This window comes from Campylobacter sp., from assembly GCF_052169515.1.
Taxonomy (GTDB): domain Bacteria; phylum Campylobacterota; class Campylobacteria; order Campylobacterales; family Campylobacteraceae; genus Campylobacter_A.
In genome coordinates this window covers 39,557-59,073 of the sequence record NZ_JBQNCH010000002.1, presented here as the reverse complement: position 1 = coordinate 59,073, position 19,517 = coordinate 39,557, and the positions used below count along the sequence as shown (strand labels likewise).

Sequence of the window (19,517 nt, the reverse complement as noted above, 5' to 3'; positions counted from 1 at the left end):
GTTTTTGAGTCGATTTTATAGAAAAAGAGTTAAAATCAAGATAAAAAGCACGAAATTTAAGCACACTTTGATATAATTTTGCAAAATTTCAAAGGAGCTAAAATGACCATATTTGAAAAGATCGTAGCTGGTGAAATTCCTTGTAACAAGGTGCTTGAAAGCGAGAAATTTCTAGCTTTCAACGACATAAATCCAAAAGCACCGATCCACATCCTCATCATCCCAAAAAAACACTACAAAAATATCCAAGAGATGGATCCGGTTTTGATGGGCGAGATGACAAAATTTATCCAAGAAGTCGCTACATTGATGGGTGTTGATAAGAGCGGATACCGCCTCATCACAAACTGCGGTGAAAACGGCGGTCAAGAAGTTATGCATCTGCATTTTCACCTACTTGGTGGGGCAAAGCTTGGCTGGAGCGAAGGCGTAGCTGATCCACAAAGCACATTTTAATAACTCACAAATTTAGACTCAGAATAGAGTCTAAATTTTAATCTAATTCATAAATTTCAAACAAAGATAACTTTTTATAAATTTTAATGCAAACAATCCACAAAGCTCTATAAAACAACTAAATTTAGTTTATTTCTCAGCAATTTTGATAGCCTCAAATAGCTCTTCAAAACCCATATTGATCGAGTTTTAGACATTCTTGTTTTAAATTTTAGCCATTAAAATCCATAAATTTTCACAAAATATAGTTCTTTTTATTTAAGCCATGCATCTAAAATTTCTATTTGTTCATCTACGCTTTTGTTTGAAGTTCCGCCCTGCGAACAACGTGCCTCTTTTGAAGCATGCAAATCAAGAAATTTAACGGCTTTTGCATCTAAATTATCATCAACGCTTTTTAGCTGCTCTTCGTTTAACTCGCTCAAATCAAGCCCTAAACTTTCAGCCTTTGCGACAGCTTTACCTACTATAAAGTGAGCTGTCCTAAATGGGATATTTTTCTCGCGCACTAAATAATCTGCCAAGTCAGTCGCACTTAAATGCCCAGTTTTTGTCGCTTTTAGCATATTTTGTTTATTAAATTTTGCTGTTTTTATCATCTCATTTAGGATAGTGGCCGAGCTTAAAATGGTCGCAACGCTATCAAACACGCCCTCTTTATCTTCCTGCATATCTTTATTATAAGCAAGTGGCAAGCCTTTCATCGTTGTCAGAAGCGCCACTAAATTTCCATTTACACGTCCAGTTTTGCCACGGATGAGTTCGGCAACGTCAGGGTTTTTCTTCTGTGGCATTATAGAGCTGCCTGTGCTGTAAGCGTCACTAATACTTACAAAGCCAAATTCTTGCGAGCTCCAAAGTATAAGCTCCTCACAAAGTCTAGAAGCATGCGTCATAAAAACGCTAATGTTAAATAAAATTTCCAGCGCAAAGTCACGGTCGCTCACGCTATCCATTGCATTTTGTGTACAACCTGCAAAGCCAAGCTCGCTTGCAACCACGCTTCTATCTATCTTATGCGGTGTGCCAGCAAGAGCGGCTGAGCCAAGTGGGCTTAGGTTGTTTCGTTCATAAGAGCTCACAAAACGCTCAAAATCTCTTTTAAACATAAATGCATATGCTAACAAATGATAGCTGAGGCTTACTGGTTGAGCATGCTGAAGGTGCGTATAGCCTGGCATGAGCGTATCTTTGTGGTTTTTGGCTAAATTTACAAGTGTGACGATAAGCTCTTTTATAAGTGTTGAAATTTCTATATTTTTCCTTAAAACGTGCAGTCTAAAATCGAGTGCGACTTGGTCATTTCTACTTCTTGCAGTGTGCAGTCTGCCGCCAAGCTCACTGCCTATAAGCTCACTAAGACGCTTCTCAACTGCCATGTGTATATCTTCATCTTCTATTCTAAACTCGAATTTGCCTGATCTTATCTCATCCAAAACTACATCAAGTCCGTTTATGATAGCCCTAGCCTCATCTTCCCTTAAGATGCCACAAATTCCAAGCATCTTTGCGTGAGCCTTGCTTCCAGCAATGTCTTCTTCAAAAAGATTTTTATCAAAATTTATAGAAGCGTTAAAAGTCTCAAGCAACTTTGAGCTAGCTTCGCTAAATCTACCTTCCCACATCTTTTTGTGTGTATTTTCATCTTTTTTCATATCTTTGCCTTTTAATTAGTTTTTGCGATTTTAACAAAATAGTGCTTAACTGGGCATTTTAATTACATTTAGATAAGTGCTTTGATATATCAAATATCACATAAAGATATTTTATAGTTGCAAAAAAGTTATAAATATAATTTGGCTTTAAGGTTATTAAAATATAATTCTTTGCATAACTTTTTAAAAACTATTTTAGTTTTCTTTGATATTTGCCGATATAGTTTTTAAGATACAAACGAGATATCTAAAGGAGGGTGATATGCAAATAGATGCGAACATGAACTCAAATATTTTTTATCACGATGGTTTTACATCTATCTCTTCAAATAGCTCAAAAACAAGCATATTGGTATCTTCTAGCTATGGCAAAAAAGATATCGTTAGAAGTAACGAAGTGCATGTAGAACAAAGGGAGAATACCAAAACTACTCTAGAAATCAATGTCACACAGTTACAAAAAGATTTAGTAAAATTACAAGATCAAAAAATGGATCTTACACATCAAATTTTAGGTATTCAACGCCTAAAGGATCGTGACTCTATGCAAATGCTTCATTACTTAAATTTAGAGCAATCAGCAATCCAAAATAATATTTTAAGCATTAAAACTCAAATGACAGAAATGGCACAAGCTTAAAACTAAGCCTTGCCAATAATAGTCTTTAATACCAAACAAAAATCCTCCAAAAAATAACCCATTGATTTATAGAAATTGCTAGCAGCATTTTGCTCAATGTCTTTTGAAAGTTGCTCGGCAAAAGGTAAGAAAAACGAGACGCTAAAGGCTGCAAGAAGTTTCATAGACTCAATCGTTGCCTCATTTTTTAAAATATTTGCTATTAAGATTAGTTGATTTGAGATACTATCAACTTCACCCATTTTTGGCTGAAAATTTATAGCCTTATAAAACTGAGCTAGATCATCTTTTGCAGATGAAAAATAGTAGCTCGCCTCAAATTTTGACTTTAAAATGACAAAATCATCACATAAAGCTGCACTGCTCTCATCTTTGATAAATTTAGCATAAAGCTCGTTACCTTTTTTATTTGCCTCACTATTTGTCTGTGTTATCCACGCATTTGTCTTTTTGATACGCATAAAAGATGAAACATCCAAAATGCTATTAAAATTTGCAGCAAGTGCGGCTGCTACGACGCTATAAAGTTCTCCAAATTTCAAATTTAATCCTTAAGTCGTAAATATCTAAGTCTAAGTGCGTTTAAAACCACCGTGACCGAACTAAAGCACATCGCCATTGAGCCATAAACTGGGTTTAAAAGTAGTCCAAAGACTGGATAAAACACACCAGCTGCAACCGGAATGCAAATAGCGTTATACATAAACGCCCAAAATAAGTTTTCTTTTATATTTGCCATAGTAGCATTTGCTAGTCTGACAAGCCCAGTCACGCCTTGCAAATCATTTTTAACAAGCACGATATCTCCGGCACCCTTTGCGATATCTGAGCCTGAGTTCATAGCTATACCAATGCTCGCTTCTTTAAGCGAAGGAGAATCATTTATACCATCTCCTACAAAGATGACACCGCCATGATTGGAAAGCTCTTTTATCTTGTTAAATTTATCCTCTGGTAGCATATTTGCGTAGTATTTGCTTAAATTTAGCTTATTAGCGATATTTGCAACCACCTTTTCATCATCGCCTGAAAGTATCACGCTTTGTAAATTTAGCCTCGTAAGCTCATTTACGACATTCACCGCTTCATCTTTTAGCTCATCGGCAAGTGTTAAAAAGCCAACAAAATTTTTATTTATAGCGCAAAGTATGACACCACTTCCATCATTGGTAGCCTCTTTTACAGACTTACTGTCGTCTAAATTTAATATAATCTCCTTTGATAAAAGCAGCTTTTCGTTGCCTATTATTATCTGATTATTCTCATCTTCATAAACTATACCTTGCCCAACGATATTTTGAAATTTACCATTTAGCTTTTGTAAATTTATGCATTTTTGCTTTGCATATCTAACGATAGCCTTTGAGATGAGATGCTCGCTTAAATTTTCAGCTGACGCCACAAGCTCCAAATCTTTTTCACTTAGGCTTGAACTTTTTACACTGATTTGCCCTTTGCTAAGTGTGCCAGTTTTATCAAATGCTACAAATTTAGCATCTTTTATTAGCTCCAAAACCTCTGGATTTTTTACCAAAATTCCAGCTTTTGCCCCGCGTGCGAGCGAGCTTACTATTGCTATTGGGGTGGCAAGCCCAAGAGCGCATGGGCATGAGATGATGAGCACACAGATCGCACAAGAGATGGCATAGGCAAAATTTCCACTAAAAATGATCCAACCTAAAAACGTCAGCACTGATACCACTACAACACTTGGCACAAAGATATTTGCTATCTTATCGGCCAGTCTTCCTATAGGCATCTTTTTCGAACTAGCATCATTTAAAAGACTCAAAATTTGTGAAAGCAGGCTCTCGTAAGAATTTTTAGTAACTTTGACGCTTATGTAGCCATTTGTGTTTAAAGTGCCGGCGTAGACGTTGTCGCCAACCTCCTTATATATAGGCAAACTCTCACCTGTAAGCATCGAAGTATCGATCTCGGCTCCACCTTGCACTATCATGCCATCGCATGGGACGTTGTAGCCATTTTTAACGATGACAACATCTCCTACTTTTAGCTCACTTACGCCTACTTCTTTACTCTGTCCGTCTGACATGACTAAAAATGCGGTTTTTGGAGAAATTTTAAGTAGAGTCTTTAGATAATCCCCTGCTTTTGCCTTTGAGCGCTCCTCAAGGTATTTGCCAAGTAGTACAAAAGCTATTATCATCGCTACGCCTGATACATATATATGATTTAGGTCGCTTGGGAGAAAATTTACAAAAAGCACCACAAAAAGCGAATACAAAAAGGCACTGCCACTTCCAAGAGCGACGAGTACATTCATATCGTAATTTTTATTTTTCACAGCCTCTATGGCGTGGGCAAAAAAGTCCTTACCACTAAAAGCCAAGACCAAAAAAGCCAGAACCAACATACCTAAATTTACTAGCGTACTAGGAGCTACAAACATCTCAAGCGCCATTATCAGGATACTTGAGATAAATGCAAATATAAATTTATTTCTGATCGTAGTTATATGCTGATCTCTTTTGGCTTCAAACTCATCGATATCAGTTGCCACAAAGTAGCCAAGTCTCTTTATCTTTTGCTCTAAAATTTCACGCACGCTTGCATCTTTTAGGAGAAATTCTCCGCTCGCATTTGCAAAATTTACATTTGCCTCAAGCACTCCATCTATCTTTTTTGAAACCTTTTCGATAGCATTTGAGCAGTTTACACAGCTCATTCCAGCTATATTTAGTTTGACTTTCAAAGACATATCAAAGCTCTTTGATGACTTCAAATCCTAAATTAGCTATTTCGGCTTTAAATTTTTCAACCTCACTATCATCTATGTTTACGCTTACTTGTTTTGGCTCTTTGCTAAGGTCGACACTTATCTCTCCAAAGTCATCTTCAAGTGCGTTTTTTATAGTGTTTGCGCAGTTTTGGCAGTGTATATTTTTTACCTCAAATGTTTTCATACTATCTCCTTTATCATATGGTCATATTCATGTAAATTTACAATTTTTTTGACATTAAATTTAAAGCCCAAACTCTCGTAAAATTTACGAACTTTTGGCTTATTTGTGTCTACTATTAATGAAACCTTTTTATGCCCCAGCTCTTTTGCTACGACAAATGAATGCCTTATAAGCTCTTTTGCTAGTCCCTGCCCTCTAAATTTCTCATCAACAGCGATGCTATCTATATAAAACTCATCATCAAAACACTCTTTTTCTACCTCACAATCTTTGCCAAGCGCCTTTAAATGCTGAGAAATTTCTCTATCAAGTATCGCCACATCACCACCAAAATAGACACACATGGCAGCGATAATCTCATCATCACGCTTGCAGATATAGACATTTTTATAGCTTAGTCTATTTGTTTCGCTTTTAAAGAAATTTTCTAAAATTTCATCACTTTTTTTAGGCTCATCATATCCGCTTAGTTTAAAAGCGATATCCTCCATTGCTAGATTTAGTAGTTTTATGCAGCTTTTTGCATCTTGTTTTTGGGCATTTTGTATCATGTGCGTCATTATAAAACTCTAGCTTAAATTTTTACCAAATATCATCTTGCAATTTATAAATTAATAACCACCAATAGGCAAACTAAAAATGTTTTAAAAAAGTATAAAATTTTTTTAGTTATAATCCGTAAAAAATTTATTTAAGGATATTTATGGGACGAGCATTTGAGTACCGAAGGGCTGCAAAGGAAGCTAGATGGGATAAGATGAGTAAGGTATTTCCAAAACTTGCAAAAGCTATAACAGTAGCTGCAAAAGATGGTGGATGTGATCCAGATATGAACCCTAAACTTCGTGCAGCAATCGCAGCAGCAAAAGCTGAAAATATGCCAAAAGACAACATCGACGCTGCTATAAAAAGAGCAAATGGCAAAGATAGTGCCGATATTAAAACTATTTTTTACGACGGCAAAGCAGCTCACGGTGTGCAGATCATCGTCGAGTGTGCGACTGATAATCCAACTAGAACAGTTGCAAACGTAAAATCAATCTTTAGTAAAAATGGCGGAGAAATTTTACCAAGTGGCAGCCTTAGCTTTATGTTTACAAGAAAGAGTGTTTTTGAGCTTGAAAAACCAAGCGCAGACATCGAAGAGATCGAGCTTGAGCTGATAGACTACGGCCTAAGCGATATCGAGGCTGACGATGAGACGCTATATATTTATGGCGACTATGCAAATTTTGGCACACTACACGAGGGTATAGAAAAGTTAAATTTGGTAGTTAAAAAAGCTTCACTTCAGTACTTGCCAAACCAAGCTGTAAATTTAGACGAAGAGCAGATGCTTGAGGTCGAGAAACTTCTTGATAAGTTAGAAGACGATGACGACGTTCAAGCAGTTTATACAAATATAGAGTAAAAAAGGAGATACATGCGTTTTGATGAGTTAAAAGTTTATGGTATAAATTTAGACGAGCTTAAAAAAGATAAATTTGCAGTTTTAGAGACAGACAAAGGCGAGATAAGACTTGAACTTTTTGCCGAGGAAGCGCCGCAGGCTGTTGCAAATTTTGTCCATTTGATAAAGTCAGGCTTTTATAATGGCCTAAATTTTCACAGAGTTATACCAAATTTTGTTATCCAAGGCGGCTGCCCAAATGGCACAGGCACAGGCGGTCCTGGCTGGAGGATAAAATGCGAGTGTGTTAAACAAGGGGTAAAACACGAACGCGGAAGCCTAAGTATGGCTCACGCAGGTCGTGATACTGGCGGATCGCAGTTTTTCATCTGCCACAGCAAGCAACCTCATCTAGACGGTGTGCATACAGTCTTTGGAAAATGCGCTGACGATGAGAGCTTAAAGGTGCTTGATGCTATCAGGCAAGGAGATAAGATCGCCTCTGCAGTGGTTAAAGAGAGCCTATAAAAGGGGAATTTGATGAGTAATACAAAAGAGCAAAAAAATCTTTTTATGAGACTATTTACTAATCTCGCCATTTGGGTTGTGATCGGTATAGTTGGCGGTGTCATCGTCGGCATGGTCGCACCTGAACTTGGTATAGCTAGCAAACCAGGAATCGACTATTTTATAAAAGCACTTAAAATTTTAATCGGCCCTATCATCTTTTTAACGATAGTTTCTGGTATCGTTGGACTTGAGAGTTTAAAAGACCTAGGTTCTATCGGACTAAAAGCTTTTATATATTTTGAGATAGTAAGCACCTTAGCACTTGCTGTTGGTATCATTTTTGGCGAGGTGCTTCGTCCAGGACACGGCATGAACCTAGACTACACACAACTTGATGCTTCAAGCGTAGCTAAATTTACATCTCAAGCTGCAAACATGGACGCAAACAGTGGCTTTTTGGCACATACGGCTCATCTTTTAATAGGAGCTGTACCGGTAGATGGCATATTCCCTTACGTGCACCTGCTTGATCCATTTATAAAATCAAACACACTTCAGGTACTTTTTATCGCAATAGTTGTTGCAGTTATTCTTTCGCTACTACCTCATGACAAAAAGCAAGCTTGCCTAAAACCGCTTGAATTTGTTCAACACTATGTCTTAAAGCTTCTTACTTGGCTTATGTTATTTAGCCCAGTAGCTGCATTTTCAGCAATGGCTTACCTGATCGGCAAATTTGGTATTGGAACCCTTCTTGGTATGATGGAGCTTCTGATTGTTATGGCGGTTGCGAGCTGCTTCTTTATCTTTGTCGTGCTTGGTATCATCTGTTACTTTGCAAAGGTTAATGTCTTTAAATTTATGCGTTTTATTTCCAAAGAGGTCCTAGTTGTTTTTGCAACAAGCTCTAGCGAAACAGCTCTTGCGCCACTTATGCAAAAGCTAGAAGCGGCTGGTATAAATAGAGGCGCAGTGGGTCTTATCATCCCAACTGGATATTCATTTAACCTCGACTGCACCAACATCTACCTTAGCTTAAGCGTTATCTTCCTAGCGCAAGCCTTCAACATCCCTCTAAGCTTTGAGCACTTCATAAGCATACTAATCGTGCTAATGATCACGAGTAAAGGTGCTGTGGGTGTTACAGGATCAGGCTTTGTTGTACTTGCTGGAACACTTAGCGCACTTCCAAGTACTGGCATACCGGTCGTAACCGTGGCCGTGCTACTTGGCGTTGATAAATTTATGTCAGAGATGCGTGCCGTAGGTAACCTTTGTGGTAACGCGGTTGGCTGCATGATTGTATCAATATGGGATAAAAAAGTCGATATGGAGAAATTTAGATACGCACTAGATCATCCAGACGAATTCCACTTCCACTCATAATCACAGGGGCATTCATGCCCCTCACTCTCTTTAATAAATTTGTACCAAACCTTAAAGTAAAAAAGCCCTATTTTAGGCCTACTAAGCTAAAATTTTTAAATTTTATTTTAAATATAGAAACTAGTATTATAATTATTAAAAATTTTAATTTGGAGGAGTTATGAAGACACTAGGTATCATAGGCGGCATGGGACCACTTGCTACGGCCGATTTATACAAAAAGATCATCGATCTAACACCCGCAACTTGCGATCAAGAACACCTACACATCGTGATCGACTCATATGCTCAAATCGAAGATAGAACAAAATTTATCATGGGCGAGGGCAAAGACCCATTGCCAAAACTAGTTCAAAGTGCCAAACTTTTAAAAAATGCTGGCTGTGAAGCAATGCTTATGGCTTGCAACACAGCCCACTACTTTGCACCAGGCATAGAAAAAGAAGCTGGAGTGAAAATTTTACACATAGCAAAAGTTACCGTAGATGCCTTACAAAAGAGATATCCGCACGCTAAAGATATCGCCGTAATCGCAACTAGCGGCACAAAAAAGGCTGGTGTTTATGATCAAATTTTAAAAGAGCGCGGACTAAATAGCGTAGAATTTAGCAAAGAGATACAAGATAACATAATGGACTGCATCTACAAGGGAGTAAAAGCTGGTAAGCTAGAAGAGTATGTGCCTGTATTTTACGATGTGCTATCAAACATAAAAGCTGATGTATATATTGCAGCTTGCACAGAGATACCGATCTTTTTACCATTTATAAGTAGCGAATATAAATTTATAGATGCAACATTTGAGCTAGCAAAAGCTGGCGTAGAATTTGGCTTAGACAAGAAAGTATTTTGATATTAAATTTAGCCAAAAATTCTTGGCTAAATTTATTTTAAAGAAATTTATTAGAGTAGTCTTGTAGAAATTTCCACAAGGCTGCTAAAGTTAAGCGTTTGGACCAGCTTTTGCGTACTCAACGCCCTCTTTTACATCTTCATAGCGTTTGAAATTTTCAACAAACATTTTAGCGAGCTTATCACGTGAAGCGTTATACTCAGCCGGATGTGTCCATGTATTTATTGGATTTAGCAGTTTTGTCTCGACGCCGTCAAGCTCTTTTGGAATGGCGAAGTTAAATTTGTCAAAATTTTCAAATTCGCATTTTGTGATGCTGCCATCAAGGATCGCATTTATGCAAGCACGTGTCGCTTTTATGCTCATACGCTTGCCAACGCCGTAAGCACCGCCGCTCCAGCCTGTATTTACAAGATAGACATTAACACCGTGTTTATCGATCTTCTCGCCAAGCAGTTTTGCATAGACGGTTGGGTGAAGTGGCATAAATGGCTCGCCAAAGCAAGCACTAAAAGTAGCGACTGGTTCAGTAATACCGCGCTCTGTACCAGCAACTTTTGCTGTGTAGCCACTTAGGAAATAATACATCGCCTGCTCTTTTGTAAGCTTCGCAACCGGAGGAAGCACGCCAAAAGCATCAGCACTTAAAAAGATGATATTTTTTGGATGGCCAGCACTTGAGCTTGGCTCGTAGTTGTCGATATGGTAGATCGGATAGCTAACACGTGTATTTTCAGTCTTTGAGCCGTCTTTATAATCAACTACACCATTTTCATCGGCCACAACGTTTTCAAGCAGTGCATCACGTCTAATAGCTGCATAAATTTCTGGCTCGCTGCTTGGATCAAGGTTTATACATTTTGCATAGCAGCCACCCTCAAAGTTAAAGACGCCATCATCGTCCCAACCATGCTCATCATCACCTATTAGCTTACGTTTTGGATCAGTTGAAAGTGTAGTTTTGCCGGTGCCAGATAGACCAAAAAATAGTGCCGTATCACCCTTCTCACCTACGTTTGCAGAGCAGTGCATGCTTAGCTTGCCTTCAAGTGGCAGCCAGTAGTTCATCATAGAAAAAATACCCTTTTTCATCTCGCCACCGTACCATGTGCCACCGATTACTGCAACATTTTCCTCAACATTGAAGATAACAAAAACGTCTGAATTTAGCCCGTCAGCCTTGTAGTCATCATTTTTTGTTTTACAAGCGTTATACACTACAAAATCAGGCTCAAACTCAGCCAATTCTACGTCGCTTGGGCGGATAAACATATTTTTTACAAAGTGCGCTTGCCACGCTACTTCTGTGACAAAACGAACTGATTTTTTACTCTTTTTACTAGCTCCACAAAATGCATCTTGGATAAAAATTTCTTTACCGCTTAGTTGCTCTTTTGCTTTTTTAAGAAGCTTATCAAATAGCTCTTTTGTGATAGGCTGGTTGATCTTGCCCCAAGCGATGTATTTTTGGCTTGGATCTTGCTTTACAAAGTACTTGTCTTTTGGGCTTCTTCCAGTAAAAATCCCGGTATCAACCATAAATGTGCCATTGCTTGAGACTCTACCCTCGTTATTTGCTTTTTCAAGTTCAAAAAGCTCGTCGTAGCTTAGATTGTGATTTATCTTTTTGATCTCTTTTAGACCTAGCTCGTCTAGTTTATTTATCATGCTATTTCCTTTTTAAATTTTTATTTTATTTATAAATTTTGACCTAAAAGTCATCAAAATGTTAATCAAATTTCGCTTAACACTCTCTTTTTAAAAGCTCAAATTTATCTAAATTTAGCCACCACTTGATTATTGGCTACACTTTGACCTTTAGTCACTTCAATAGATGCTATAACACCATCTCTTGGGGCTTTAACCTCTATCTCCATTTTCATCGCTTCAAGTACGACCACAGCTTGCCCTTTTTTAACACTATCACCTGCTTTTGCTAAAATTTTATGCACCGCACCTGGCAAATTTGCCACAATATCATTTTTACCAGCACCAAGAGCTTCATTTTTTACATTTTTATTTTCAACTTCAGTGATCGATTTTATCTGTACACTATCGTTAAAACCTTCGCTTACTTCGACATTATATCTGCTACCATTTACAACGACGCTATATCTGCCGCTTTGAGTTTGCTTGCACTCATTTGTCTTGGCGTTTGGATCGATCTTTCTAACATTTACTTTTGCTTCACCTTTTAAAAAGGCTATGCCTTTTTCTTTACAAGCTGCTGCAATAAAGACGTTTTCATCAGTAACTTTGATCTTATTTTGTTTTAGAATTTCTTTTACGTGAGCAAGTGATTTTGTTTCATCTTTATCAGCTATATCAACGGCGTGTTTTTTAGTTGGTTTTAGTCCTAGTTGCTCGCTAGCAAGCCTTATGATCTCCTTATCAGGGGTAACTGGAGTCTTACCAAAGTAACCAAGCACCATCTTGCCGTATCCATCAGCGATCTTTTTCCACTTGCCAAACATCACATTGTTAAAGGCTTGCTGAAAATAAAACTGACTAACCGGAGTCACAGAAGTTCCGTATCCACCCTTTTGCACCACTTCACGCATTGCAAGGATCACTTCTGGAAATTTATCTAAAATGTTGTTATCTCTCATCATTTGCGTATTTGCAGTGAGTGCACCACCTGGCATTGGTGAAAATGGTATGAGCGGGCTTACTTGCACGGCTTCAGGTGGCAAAAAATACTCTTTCAAACAGTCATTTAAAACGCTTTCGTATTTTAAAATTTTCTCCACATCAAGTCCGCCAAGATCATAGTTTTTACCCTTAACTGCATGAAGCATAGTCAAGATATCTGGCTGGCTGGTACCTCCACTTACCGGACTTGCAGCAAGGTCAATTCCGTCAGCTCCGGCCTCAAGTGCCGCAAAGTAACAAGCCACACTTACGCCTGCGGTTTCATGAGTATGAAGTCTGATATGAGTCTTTTCTGGTAGCAGCTTTCTAGCCATTTTTATAGTCTCATAGACCTTTTGTGGGCTACTTGTACCACTTGCGTCTTTAAAACAAACGCTATGATACGGGATATCTGCATCTAAAATTTCTCGTAAAATTTTCTCGTAAAATTTAACATCATGCGCCCCCACACAGCCATTTGGCAGGTCCATCATCGTAACAACGACTTCATGCTTTAAGCCATGATGAGCGATTCTCTCGCCTGAATATTTTAAATTTTCAACATCATTTAATGCATCAAAATTTCTGATAGTAGTGGTTCCATGTTTTTTAAAAAGTTTTGCGTGAAGGTCTATTAGCTCGCGGCTACCTGTGTCAAGAGTAACGGTGTTTACGCCTCGGCTTAGAGTTTGAAGATTTGCTTTGGGGCCTACGATACTTCTAAATTTATCCATCATAGCAAAAGCGTCTTCATTTAGATAAAAATAAAGACTTTGAAACCTAGCCCCACCACCAAATTCAAAATGCTCAATACCAGCTTCCTTTGCTGCTTCAAGTGCAGGTAAAAAGTCATTCATCAGCACTCTAGCACCGTAAACTGACTGAAAACCATCTCTAAAGGTCGTATCCATAACATCGATAAATTTCTTTGCCATCGTTCACCTCGTTAAATTTATAAATTCGCTAAAAGAACTCATAAAAAATGGCTAACTTTGAGCCAAAACTCAAATTAGCCATTTTTTGCTTATTTACTGGTATTTTACAACCAAAAACTTTTATATCATTTAAAAAGTGAAAGCAAGAAATTAAATAATCCGCCATGACTTGCGTCAATTGCTGGTTTTAGCTCCATCAAAAAAATACAAAAGAAAACCAGCACTATCATCTGAATGATAATGTATGGCACGACACCCTTGTAGATAGAAGCGGTCTTTATCTCTGATGGTGCGACTGATCTTAAGAAAAATAGGCTAAATCCAAATGGTGGTGTTAAGAATGAAGTTTGTAAATTCATAGCAACCAAGATCGCTAGATAGATAGGGTTTATGCCAAGTTTTGCAGCTATTGGTACTAAAATAGGAAGCACAATATATGAAATTTCAACAAAATCGATAAAAAATCCAAGCACAAAGATAATAACCATGCTAAAGATTATAAAGCCCCACTTTTCGCCTGGTAAATTTGTCATGAAATTTTCAACTATCTCGTCGCCACCTGTATAGCTAAATACCATAGAAAAAGCGGTTGCGCCAACAAGTATAGCAAAGACGATTGCTGTGGTTTTAACGCTTTCTGCCAATGCCTCTTTTATCATAGAAAAAGAAAATGTTTTATAAAAGATAGCTAATATAATAGCACCAACACAACCAAAAGCTGAGCTTTCAGTAGGAGTGGCAACCCCTGCAAAAATCGAACCCAATACACAAATAACTAGCAAAAGTGGTGGGAAGATAGCGGTTAGTGCTTTTATAATTTGATTAAATTTACTAACACCACTTTCATCTTTTACAACAGGTGCTGTCTCTGGTTTAAGATAGGCAACTATCAAAATGTAAATGATATAAACTGCAACCAGTGTAAGTCCTGGTGTGATGGCCTGATGAAAAAGTTCACCAACTGGTACAGAGAAGATGTCACCTAAAATGATAAGCACAATAGATGGCGGAATGATCTGCCCAAGTGTGCCAGCCGCACATATAGTACCACAACCTAGCGCCTGATCATATTTATACTTTAGCATGACAGGTAGGCTTATTACGCCCATAGCCACGACACTAGCACCTACGACACCAGTTGAGGCAGCAAGAAGCGCACCAACTAAAATAGTACTTATGGCAATTCCTCCACGAATTTCTCCAAAAAGCATACCCATGCTCTCAAGTAATCTCTCGGCCAGTTTTGACTTTTGAAGCACGACACCCATAAATACAAAAAGTGGAACGGCTATAAAAATTCTACTCTCCATGATAGAAAAAATTCTATAAGGCATGAAGTTAAACATATCTCTAAAGACTTCAATACTGCCAATTAGTCCGTTGCCATCGCTAAAGCCCTCGATCAAACTGCCAACCATGCCAAATATCATCGCCACAGCGCCAAAGGTAAATGCGACAGGAAAGCCAATGCCAAGCATCAAAAGTGCAGCTATAAACATTATCAAGCCAGCCATTATTGCCCCTTTTTGGCTTTTTTGTAAAGATTTAAATTTCTTATAAAAAAACCAATTGCAAAAAATATAAGTAGATAAAATGAAAAAGGAATAAGTGCTTTTATGATCCATCTATGAGTAAGACCGCCTGGATCTGCGCTTGCTTCAGCTGACGTATAAGCATCGCTCACAAATTCAAATGATAAATTTGAGACCAAAAGTGCAAATGGAATAATAAATACAAAAGTTCCTATCATGTTTACAAGTGCTTTGTTCTTTGGTGAAAATTTAGCATAAAATATATCGACTCTGACATGCGAATCCTCTTTTAACGCATAGCTCATGCCGAGCAAAAATATCACGGCAAAAAAATGCCACTCAAGCTCCTGAAAAGCGACATTACCGTAAGAAAAAAAGTATCTTGCTACGACGTTAAAAAAGACGTCTATTATCATCAAAGCCATGACAAACATACAAATATAGCCGACTATGTTGCCGGCTTTATCAAAAAATTTCTCAACCTTATGCATTAAAAACCTTCAATAACTCATTTACCATGATGATAAGTACACAAACTGGCGCTACATATCTTAGTAAAAAATACCACGCGTTAAACACAAAATCGCTCATATAAGGACTAAATAGCACATAAAGCGCATCTCTTTTCATAAAGTACCCAACAAAGATCGCGCCACCGATACCGCTAATTGGAAGTAAGATATTTGAAGCGGTAAAGTCAAGGAAGTCAAAGAAATTCTTGCCAAAAAGTGTAAGTTTATCGCCGACGTTTTCTATATTTGATAAAAGGCATAAAAATCCTAATATAAATATCCCTGCACAAACTATACAAAGTGCTTTTCTTCTACTCATGCCATACTCTCTGATCAAGAAAAAGACAAATGGCTCAACGATAGAGATAGCTGAAGTAATACCAGCAAAGATAAGTGCAGCAAAAAATGCCGCGGCTAAAATTTGACCGATCGCTCCAAGCTTTGCAAATAGCGTCGGCAGTGAGATAAAGACTAGACCAGGTCCTTGAGCCGGTGCTGCACCAAATTCAAATATAAATGTAAAGATGACAAGACCCATCATGATGGCTAGAACGATGTTTATAAAGACGATACTTAGCGTTGAAGTAGCCAAGTTTGTATCATCGCTTAGGCTAGCTGAATAGGTAATGATCGCTGCCATACCAAGTGAGAGTGTCCAAAACGCAAGACCAAGAGCTAGCAATAGTGAATTAAATGAAATTTTACTAAAATCAGGGATCAGCAAAAATTCAGCCGATTTTACAAAGCCGTTCATCGTCATAGAGTAAAAAAGCATGATCAAAACCATGATAAATAGGCTTGGCATCATCCAAACATTTAGTTTTTCTATGCCACTTTTTACACCTTTTGATAGGATAAAAAAGCAGGCTGCAAATGCTATAACAAAGTAAAGTGTCTGCTCGCCAAGGCCATGCGTAAGCAACTCGTTAAATATCACTTTTGAGCTCTCTATATCAGCTGGAAGACCGCTAAATGAGAGTGTAAAGTACTTAAAGACCCAGCCGATGATAACTATATAGTAAGATGAGATTATGGCTGCTGTCACCATAGCTAAAATTCCTACTATCTGCCATAAATTTTTATTTTTAGGAGCGAGTTTTCTAAATGCATTTACGCTGTCACTCTCGCTAAGCTTGCCAATACTAAGCTCCGCCATAAAGATAGGTACACCTACTAGAAAAGTTATCAAAAGATATAAGATAATAAACGCTGAACCGCCATTTTCGCCGACCATGTATGGAAATTTCCACGCATTACCAAGTCCAACAGCCGATCCTGCGACTGCTAAAACATAACCTATTTTAGAAAATTGTTCTTTTGCCATATTATGAGATCTCCCTTATTAACACTACTAAAACCAAAACTGGTGCTACAAATCTAATTAAAAAATACCAAACATTAAAGATGCTCTTGCCCATATAAGGCAAGAAAAGTTCTTTTAAAAGCTCAAATTTCATAAAATATCCAACAAAGATCGCAAATACTATGCCACCAAGTGGAAGCATAATGTTTGAGCTAAGATAATCAAGCAGATCAAAAAAGCCTTTGCCAAAAACAGTAAGACTCTCTTTAAACTCGCCGATGCCACTTAATGCACATAAAACCCCTAAAACATAAACCACGAAACCAACTATAATGATAGATTTGTTTCTGCTAAGCCCAAAACTTTTATTTAAGAAAAAGATAAATGGCTCAACCATTGAAATAACCGAGGTGATGCCAGCAAAAAATAGCGATATAAAAAATGTAAATGCCAAGAAATTTCCAAGCGTACCGAGCTTTGCAAATAGTGTTGGCAATGAGATAAATGCTAGTCCTGCACCCTTTGACGGCTCTGAGCCAAATTCAAATGTAAAAGTAAAAACAATAAGTCCGATAATCACACTAATGATAATATTTGCAAAGACAACATAGAGTGACGATGTAAATAAATTTGTATCATCTCCAAGACTTGATGAATAAGTAAGGATACAGCCTATGCCTATACACATTGTAAAAAAGGCAAGCCCAAGAGCGTTTAAGATAACGCCTTGATCGATCTTTGAAAAGTCAGGCACTAGTAAAAATTTAGCCGCCTCGTCAAACCCATTCATGCCAAAAGAATAGCCAAGCATCAGTAAAAGTAGAATAAACAAAGCCGGTATAAGATAGACATTTATGCGTTCTATGCCGCTTTTAACACCCTTTGTCAAGATAAAAAAGTAGGCAAAAAAGGCGATACTAAAATATAAAATTTGCTCCCATGCGCCATTTGAAGTAAAATTTACAAAAAGCGCCTCTGAATGCGTGATATCTTTAGGAAGCTCGCCAAGGCTTAGGATGACGTATTTTAAAACCCAGCCAATGATAAGCGTATAAAAAGAAGCTATCAAAAGCCCTGTTACCATTATAATGCCAGCAAATTTCCATACGTTTGCACCTTTTATAGCTAGACTCTTAAATGCTCCAACCGTGTCAAGACGAGAAATTTTTCCCATTGCCATCTCAGCAAAGAATATACTAAGCCCAACTACAAAAGCAAAAAATAGATATATAAGTATAAACGCTGAACCACCGTTACTACCGACCATATATGGAAATTTCCACGCGTTACCAAGTCCGATAGCAGCTCCAATAATGGAAAGTATAAAACCAACTTTACTAAATCTATCCATCATTTACCTGCTATTTGATAGATCATGATGGCGCAAATTGCGATTGGTACGATGTATCTTAGAGCAAAATACCAAATTTCAAAAAATGCTTTTCCCATAAATTCGCCAAAAAGTAGATGCAAGCTCTCTTTTTTGAGTTTGTAGCCCACAAAAAAGCTAAATATGATAGCACCTATTGGCATCATAATATTTGATGTAAGAAAGTCGAGTGCGTCAAATACTGGCTTGCCAAATATACTAAATGTACTGGCCGTATCAGAATAGTATGAAAATATACAAAAAAATCCCAAAACATAGACAAAAACGCCTATATAAAGAAGTGCTGCTTTGCGTGAAATTTCAAATTTTCTAACCAAATAATAAGCAAAGGGCTCGATCATCGAAACTGCACTCGTGATACCTGCAAACAAAAGCGATACAAAAAATGCAACCGCCATGACGTTGCCAACGACGCCAAGCTTTGCAAAAAGCGTGACAAGCGAGATAAAGATAAGACCCGGGCCACTTGCCGTGCTATCAGCCCCGTAAGCAAATATAAATGTAAATACGACAAGCCCCATCATAATGCCTATTAATATATTTATAAAAATGATAGAAAGTGTTGATTTTATTAAATTTGTTCTCTCTGGTAAATTTGCGGCGTATGTTGGTATGACGCCAACGCCCATAGATAGCGAGAAAAACGCAAGTCCAAGAGCCTGTAAAATCACGTCTGGCGTGATTGCACTAAAATTTGGTACAAATAAAAATTTAGCCGCCTTGACAAAGCCATCGCCCATGCTAAGCGCGTAAAAAAGCATACAAACAAGCAAAACAAAAAGACTTGGCATCATCCAAATATTTAGCTTTTCTATGCCACTTTTTACGCCTTTTGAAACGGCAAAAAATACCATTAAAAAGACTAAGCTAAAGCAAAGCACACTACTAGTTAAGTCATTTGCTAAAAGAGTATTAAACTGCGCTGCTGCTTCTTTTGTATCGGCCAAAAGTGGCGAAAAACTAAGATAGATATACTTTAAAATCCAGCCAATAACTACCATATAAAACGAAGCTATCAAAATCGCACCAATCATGAAAAAGCCAGAGAGCGACCACGCTTTTTTATGCTTTGGAGCAAGTTTATAAATAGAGCTTACGACGTCGCTTTCACCGAGCTTTCCTATACTAAGCTCCGCCAAAAACGCCACAAATGCGATAGCAAATGTAAGGAGCAAATATAAAATTATAAATGCCGAGCCACCGTTGTTTCCCACCATTGTAGGAAATTTCCAAGCATTACCAAGACCGACGGCAGAACCAGCCATCGCAAGAACAAAGCCTATTTTTGAAAATTTTTCATTTATCATTGATTACCTAAGATTAAGAATAAATTAAATTTTTCAAAGATAGCATAAAAAAACTTTTATTTTTCTAAGCCAAGAATTTTTTATAGGCAA

General features: G+C 37.6%; 18 protein-coding genes. 6 read left to right on the top strand and 12 right to left on the bottom strand.

Annotated elements, in window-relative coordinates; genetic code table 11:
- Positions 1 to 102: 102 nt before the first annotated feature.
- Positions 103 to 456 (top strand): histidine triad nucleotide-binding protein, encoded by a 354-nt coding sequence (locus tag ACTTKV_RS00915; protein ID WP_194173228.1) that lies wholly within the window; start codon positions 103 to 105, stop codon positions 454 to 456.
- A gap of 254 nt (positions 457 to 710) precedes the next feature.
- On the opposite strand, the gene argH is transcribed toward ACTTKV_RS00915, so the two are convergent.
- Complete coding sequence (gene argH, locus ACTTKV_RS00910; RefSeq protein ID WP_442548804.1) at positions 711 to 2,111, bottom strand: argininosuccinate lyase; 1,401 nt, start codon at positions 2,109 to 2,111, stop codon at positions 711 to 713.
- A gap of 262 nt (positions 2,112 to 2,373) precedes the next feature.
- On the opposite strand from argH, the gene ACTTKV_RS00905 reads away from it, so the two are divergent.
- On the top strand, positions 2,374 to 2,751 hold the full coding sequence (locus ACTTKV_RS00905; RefSeq protein WP_442548803.1) for a hypothetical protein: 378 nt from the start codon (positions 2,374 to 2,376) through the stop codon (positions 2,749 to 2,751).
- A 2-nt stretch (positions 2,752 to 2,753) separates the two neighbouring features.
- On the opposite strand, the gene ACTTKV_RS00900 is transcribed toward ACTTKV_RS00905, so the two are convergent.
- Genes ACTTKV_RS00900 through ACTTKV_RS00885 form a run of 4 tightly spaced genes read right to left on the bottom strand, consistent with a single transcriptional unit; the run spans position 2,754 to position 6,229 of the window.
- A complete protein-coding gene (locus ACTTKV_RS00900) occupies positions 2,754 to 3,293 on the bottom strand; it encodes a hypothetical protein (protein WP_442548802.1) in 540 nt (179 codons plus the stop codon).
- A gap of 2 nt (positions 3,294 to 3,295) precedes the next feature.
- Positions 3,296 to 5,473 carry a heavy metal translocating P-type ATPase gene (locus ACTTKV_RS00895; RefSeq protein ID WP_442548801.1) on the bottom strand — a complete coding sequence of 726 codons (2,178 nt, stop codon included), beginning with the start codon at positions 5,471 to 5,473 and terminating at the stop codon, positions 3,296 to 3,298.
- A 1-nt stretch (position 5,474) separates the two neighbouring features.
- Entirely contained in the window at positions 5,475 to 5,678 is a 204-nt protein-coding gene (locus tag ACTTKV_RS00890; protein WP_442548800.1) for a heavy-metal-associated domain-containing protein, read from the bottom strand.
- Positions 5,675 to 6,229 (bottom strand): GNAT family N-acetyltransferase, encoded by a 555-nt coding sequence (locus ACTTKV_RS00885; RefSeq protein WP_442548799.1) that lies wholly within the window; start codon positions 6,227 to 6,229, stop codon positions 5,675 to 5,677. The genes ACTTKV_RS00890 and ACTTKV_RS00885 overlap by 4 nt, the downstream gene beginning before the upstream one ends.
- A 152-nt stretch (positions 6,230 to 6,381) precedes the next feature.
- On the opposite strand from ACTTKV_RS00885, the gene ACTTKV_RS00880 reads away from it, so the two are divergent.
- The 4 genes from ACTTKV_RS00880 to ACTTKV_RS00865 all read left to right on the top strand — a co-directional run bounded on the left by ACTTKV_RS00880 (position 6,382) and on the right by ACTTKV_RS00865 (position 9,817).
- A complete protein-coding gene (locus ACTTKV_RS00880; protein ID WP_442548798.1) occupies positions 6,382 to 7,089 on the top strand; it encodes a YebC/PmpR family DNA-binding transcriptional regulator in 708 nt (235 codons plus the stop codon).
- 12 nt (positions 7,090 to 7,101) lie between these two features.
- Positions 7,102 to 7,596, top strand: a complete 495-nt coding sequence (locus tag ACTTKV_RS00875; RefSeq protein WP_442548797.1) for a peptidylprolyl isomerase — start codon at positions 7,102 to 7,104, stop codon at positions 7,594 to 7,596.
- 12 nt (positions 7,597 to 7,608) lie between these two features.
- Positions 7,609 to 8,964 (top strand): cation:dicarboxylate symporter family transporter, encoded by a 1,356-nt coding sequence (locus ACTTKV_RS00870; protein WP_442548796.1) that lies wholly within the window; start codon positions 7,609 to 7,611, stop codon positions 8,962 to 8,964.
- A 160-nt stretch (positions 8,965 to 9,124) separates the two neighbouring features.
- Positions 9,125 to 9,817, top strand: coding sequence for an aspartate/glutamate racemase family protein (locus ACTTKV_RS00865; protein ID WP_442548795.1), 693 nt, complete (start codon positions 9,125 to 9,127; stop codon positions 9,815 to 9,817).
- Between the two features lie 90 nt (positions 9,818 to 9,907).
- On the opposite strand, the gene pckA is transcribed toward ACTTKV_RS00865, so the two are convergent.
- The 7 genes from pckA to ACTTKV_RS00830 form a co-directional block, all read right to left on the bottom strand.
- On the bottom strand, positions 9,908 to 11,482 hold the full coding sequence (pckA, locus tag ACTTKV_RS00860) for a phosphoenolpyruvate carboxykinase (ATP) (protein ID WP_442548850.1): 1,575 nt from the start codon (positions 11,480 to 11,482) through the stop codon (positions 9,908 to 9,910).
- A gap of 107 nt (positions 11,483 to 11,589) precedes the next feature.
- The gene (locus ACTTKV_RS00855; RefSeq protein ID WP_442548794.1) at positions 11,590 to 13,383 is read right to left on the bottom strand and encodes a biotin/lipoyl-containing protein; all 1,794 of its coding nucleotides are present in this window, start codon (positions 13,381 to 13,383) and stop codon (positions 11,590 to 11,592) included.
- 125 nt (positions 13,384 to 13,508) lie between these two features.
- Positions 13,509 to 14,897 carry a TRAP transporter large permease gene (locus tag ACTTKV_RS00850; RefSeq protein WP_442548793.1) on the bottom strand — a complete coding sequence of 463 codons (1,389 nt, stop codon included), beginning with the start codon at positions 14,895 to 14,897 and terminating at the stop codon, positions 13,509 to 13,511.
- On the bottom strand, positions 14,897 to 15,406 hold the full coding sequence (locus ACTTKV_RS00845; protein ID WP_442548792.1) for a TRAP transporter small permease subunit: 510 nt from the start codon (positions 15,404 to 15,406) through the stop codon (positions 14,897 to 14,899). The genes ACTTKV_RS00850 and ACTTKV_RS00845 overlap by 1 nt, the downstream gene beginning before the upstream one ends.
- On the bottom strand, positions 15,399 to 16,751 hold the full coding sequence (locus tag ACTTKV_RS00840; RefSeq protein ID WP_442548791.1) for a sodium-dependent transporter: 1,353 nt from the start codon (positions 16,749 to 16,751) through the stop codon (positions 15,399 to 15,401). The genes ACTTKV_RS00845 and ACTTKV_RS00840 overlap by 8 nt, the downstream gene beginning before the upstream one ends.
- Before the next feature lies 1 nt (position 16,752).
- Entirely contained in the window at positions 16,753 to 18,084 is a 1,332-nt protein-coding gene (locus ACTTKV_RS00835) for a sodium-dependent transporter (protein ID WP_442548790.1), read from the bottom strand.
- A complete protein-coding gene (locus tag ACTTKV_RS00830; RefSeq protein ID WP_442548789.1) occupies positions 18,081 to 19,427 on the bottom strand; it encodes a sodium-dependent transporter in 1,347 nt (448 codons plus the stop codon). Before ACTTKV_RS00830 ends, ACTTKV_RS00835 begins: the two co-directional genes overlap by 4 nt.
- Positions 19,428 to 19,517: the final 90 nt, after the last annotated feature.

Coding starts and splice junctions, on each gene's coding strand:
- ACTTKV_RS00840 (WP_442548791.1), bottom strand. CDS start 16,751: ATGGCAAAAGAACAATTTTCTAAAATAGGTTATGTTTTAGCAGTCGCA.
- ACTTKV_RS00845 (WP_442548792.1), bottom strand. CDS start 15,406: ATGCATAAGGTTGAGAAATTTTTTGATAAAGCCGGCAACATAGTCGGC.
- ACTTKV_RS00855 (WP_442548794.1), bottom strand. CDS start 13,383: ATGGCAAAGAAATTTATCGATGTTATGGATACGACCTTTAGAGATGGT.
- ACTTKV_RS00875 (WP_442548797.1), top strand. CDS start 7,102: ATGCGTTTTGATGAGTTAAAAGTTTATGGTATAAATTTAGACGAGCTT.
- argH (WP_442548804.1), bottom strand. CDS start 2,111: ATGAAAAAAGATGAAAATACACACAAAAAGATGTGGGAAGGTAGATTT.
- ACTTKV_RS00880 (WP_442548798.1), top strand. CDS start 6,382: ATGGGACGAGCATTTGAGTACCGAAGGGCTGCAAAGGAAGCTAGATGG.
- ACTTKV_RS00905 (WP_442548803.1), top strand. CDS start 2,374: ATGCAAATAGATGCGAACATGAACTCAAATATTTTTTATCACGATGGT.
- ACTTKV_RS00885 (WP_442548799.1), bottom strand. CDS start 6,229: ATGATACAAAATGCCCAAAAACAAGATGCAAAAAGCTGCATAAAACTA.
- ACTTKV_RS00870 (WP_442548796.1), top strand. CDS start 7,609: ATGAGTAATACAAAAGAGCAAAAAAATCTTTTTATGAGACTATTTACT.
- ACTTKV_RS00830 (WP_442548789.1), bottom strand. CDS start 19,427: ATGATAAATGAAAAATTTTCAAAAATAGGCTTTGTTCTTGCGATGGCT.
- ACTTKV_RS00865 (WP_442548795.1), top strand. CDS start 9,125: ATGAAGACACTAGGTATCATAGGCGGCATGGGACCACTTGCTACGGCC.
- ACTTKV_RS00890 (WP_442548800.1), bottom strand. CDS start 5,678: ATGAAAACATTTGAGGTAAAAAATATACACTGCCAAAACTGCGCAAAC.
- ACTTKV_RS00895 (WP_442548801.1), bottom strand. CDS start 5,473: ATGTCTTTGAAAGTCAAACTAAATATAGCTGGAATGAGCTGTGTAAAC.
- ACTTKV_RS00835 (WP_442548790.1), bottom strand. CDS start 18,084: ATGATGGATAGATTTAGTAAAGTTGGTTTTATACTTTCCATTATTGGA.
- ACTTKV_RS00850 (WP_442548793.1), bottom strand. CDS start 14,897: ATGGCTGGCTTGATAATGTTTATAGCTGCACTTTTGATGCTTGGCATT.
- ACTTKV_RS00915 (WP_194173228.1), top strand. CDS start 103: ATGACCATATTTGAAAAGATCGTAGCTGGTGAAATTCCTTGTAACAAG.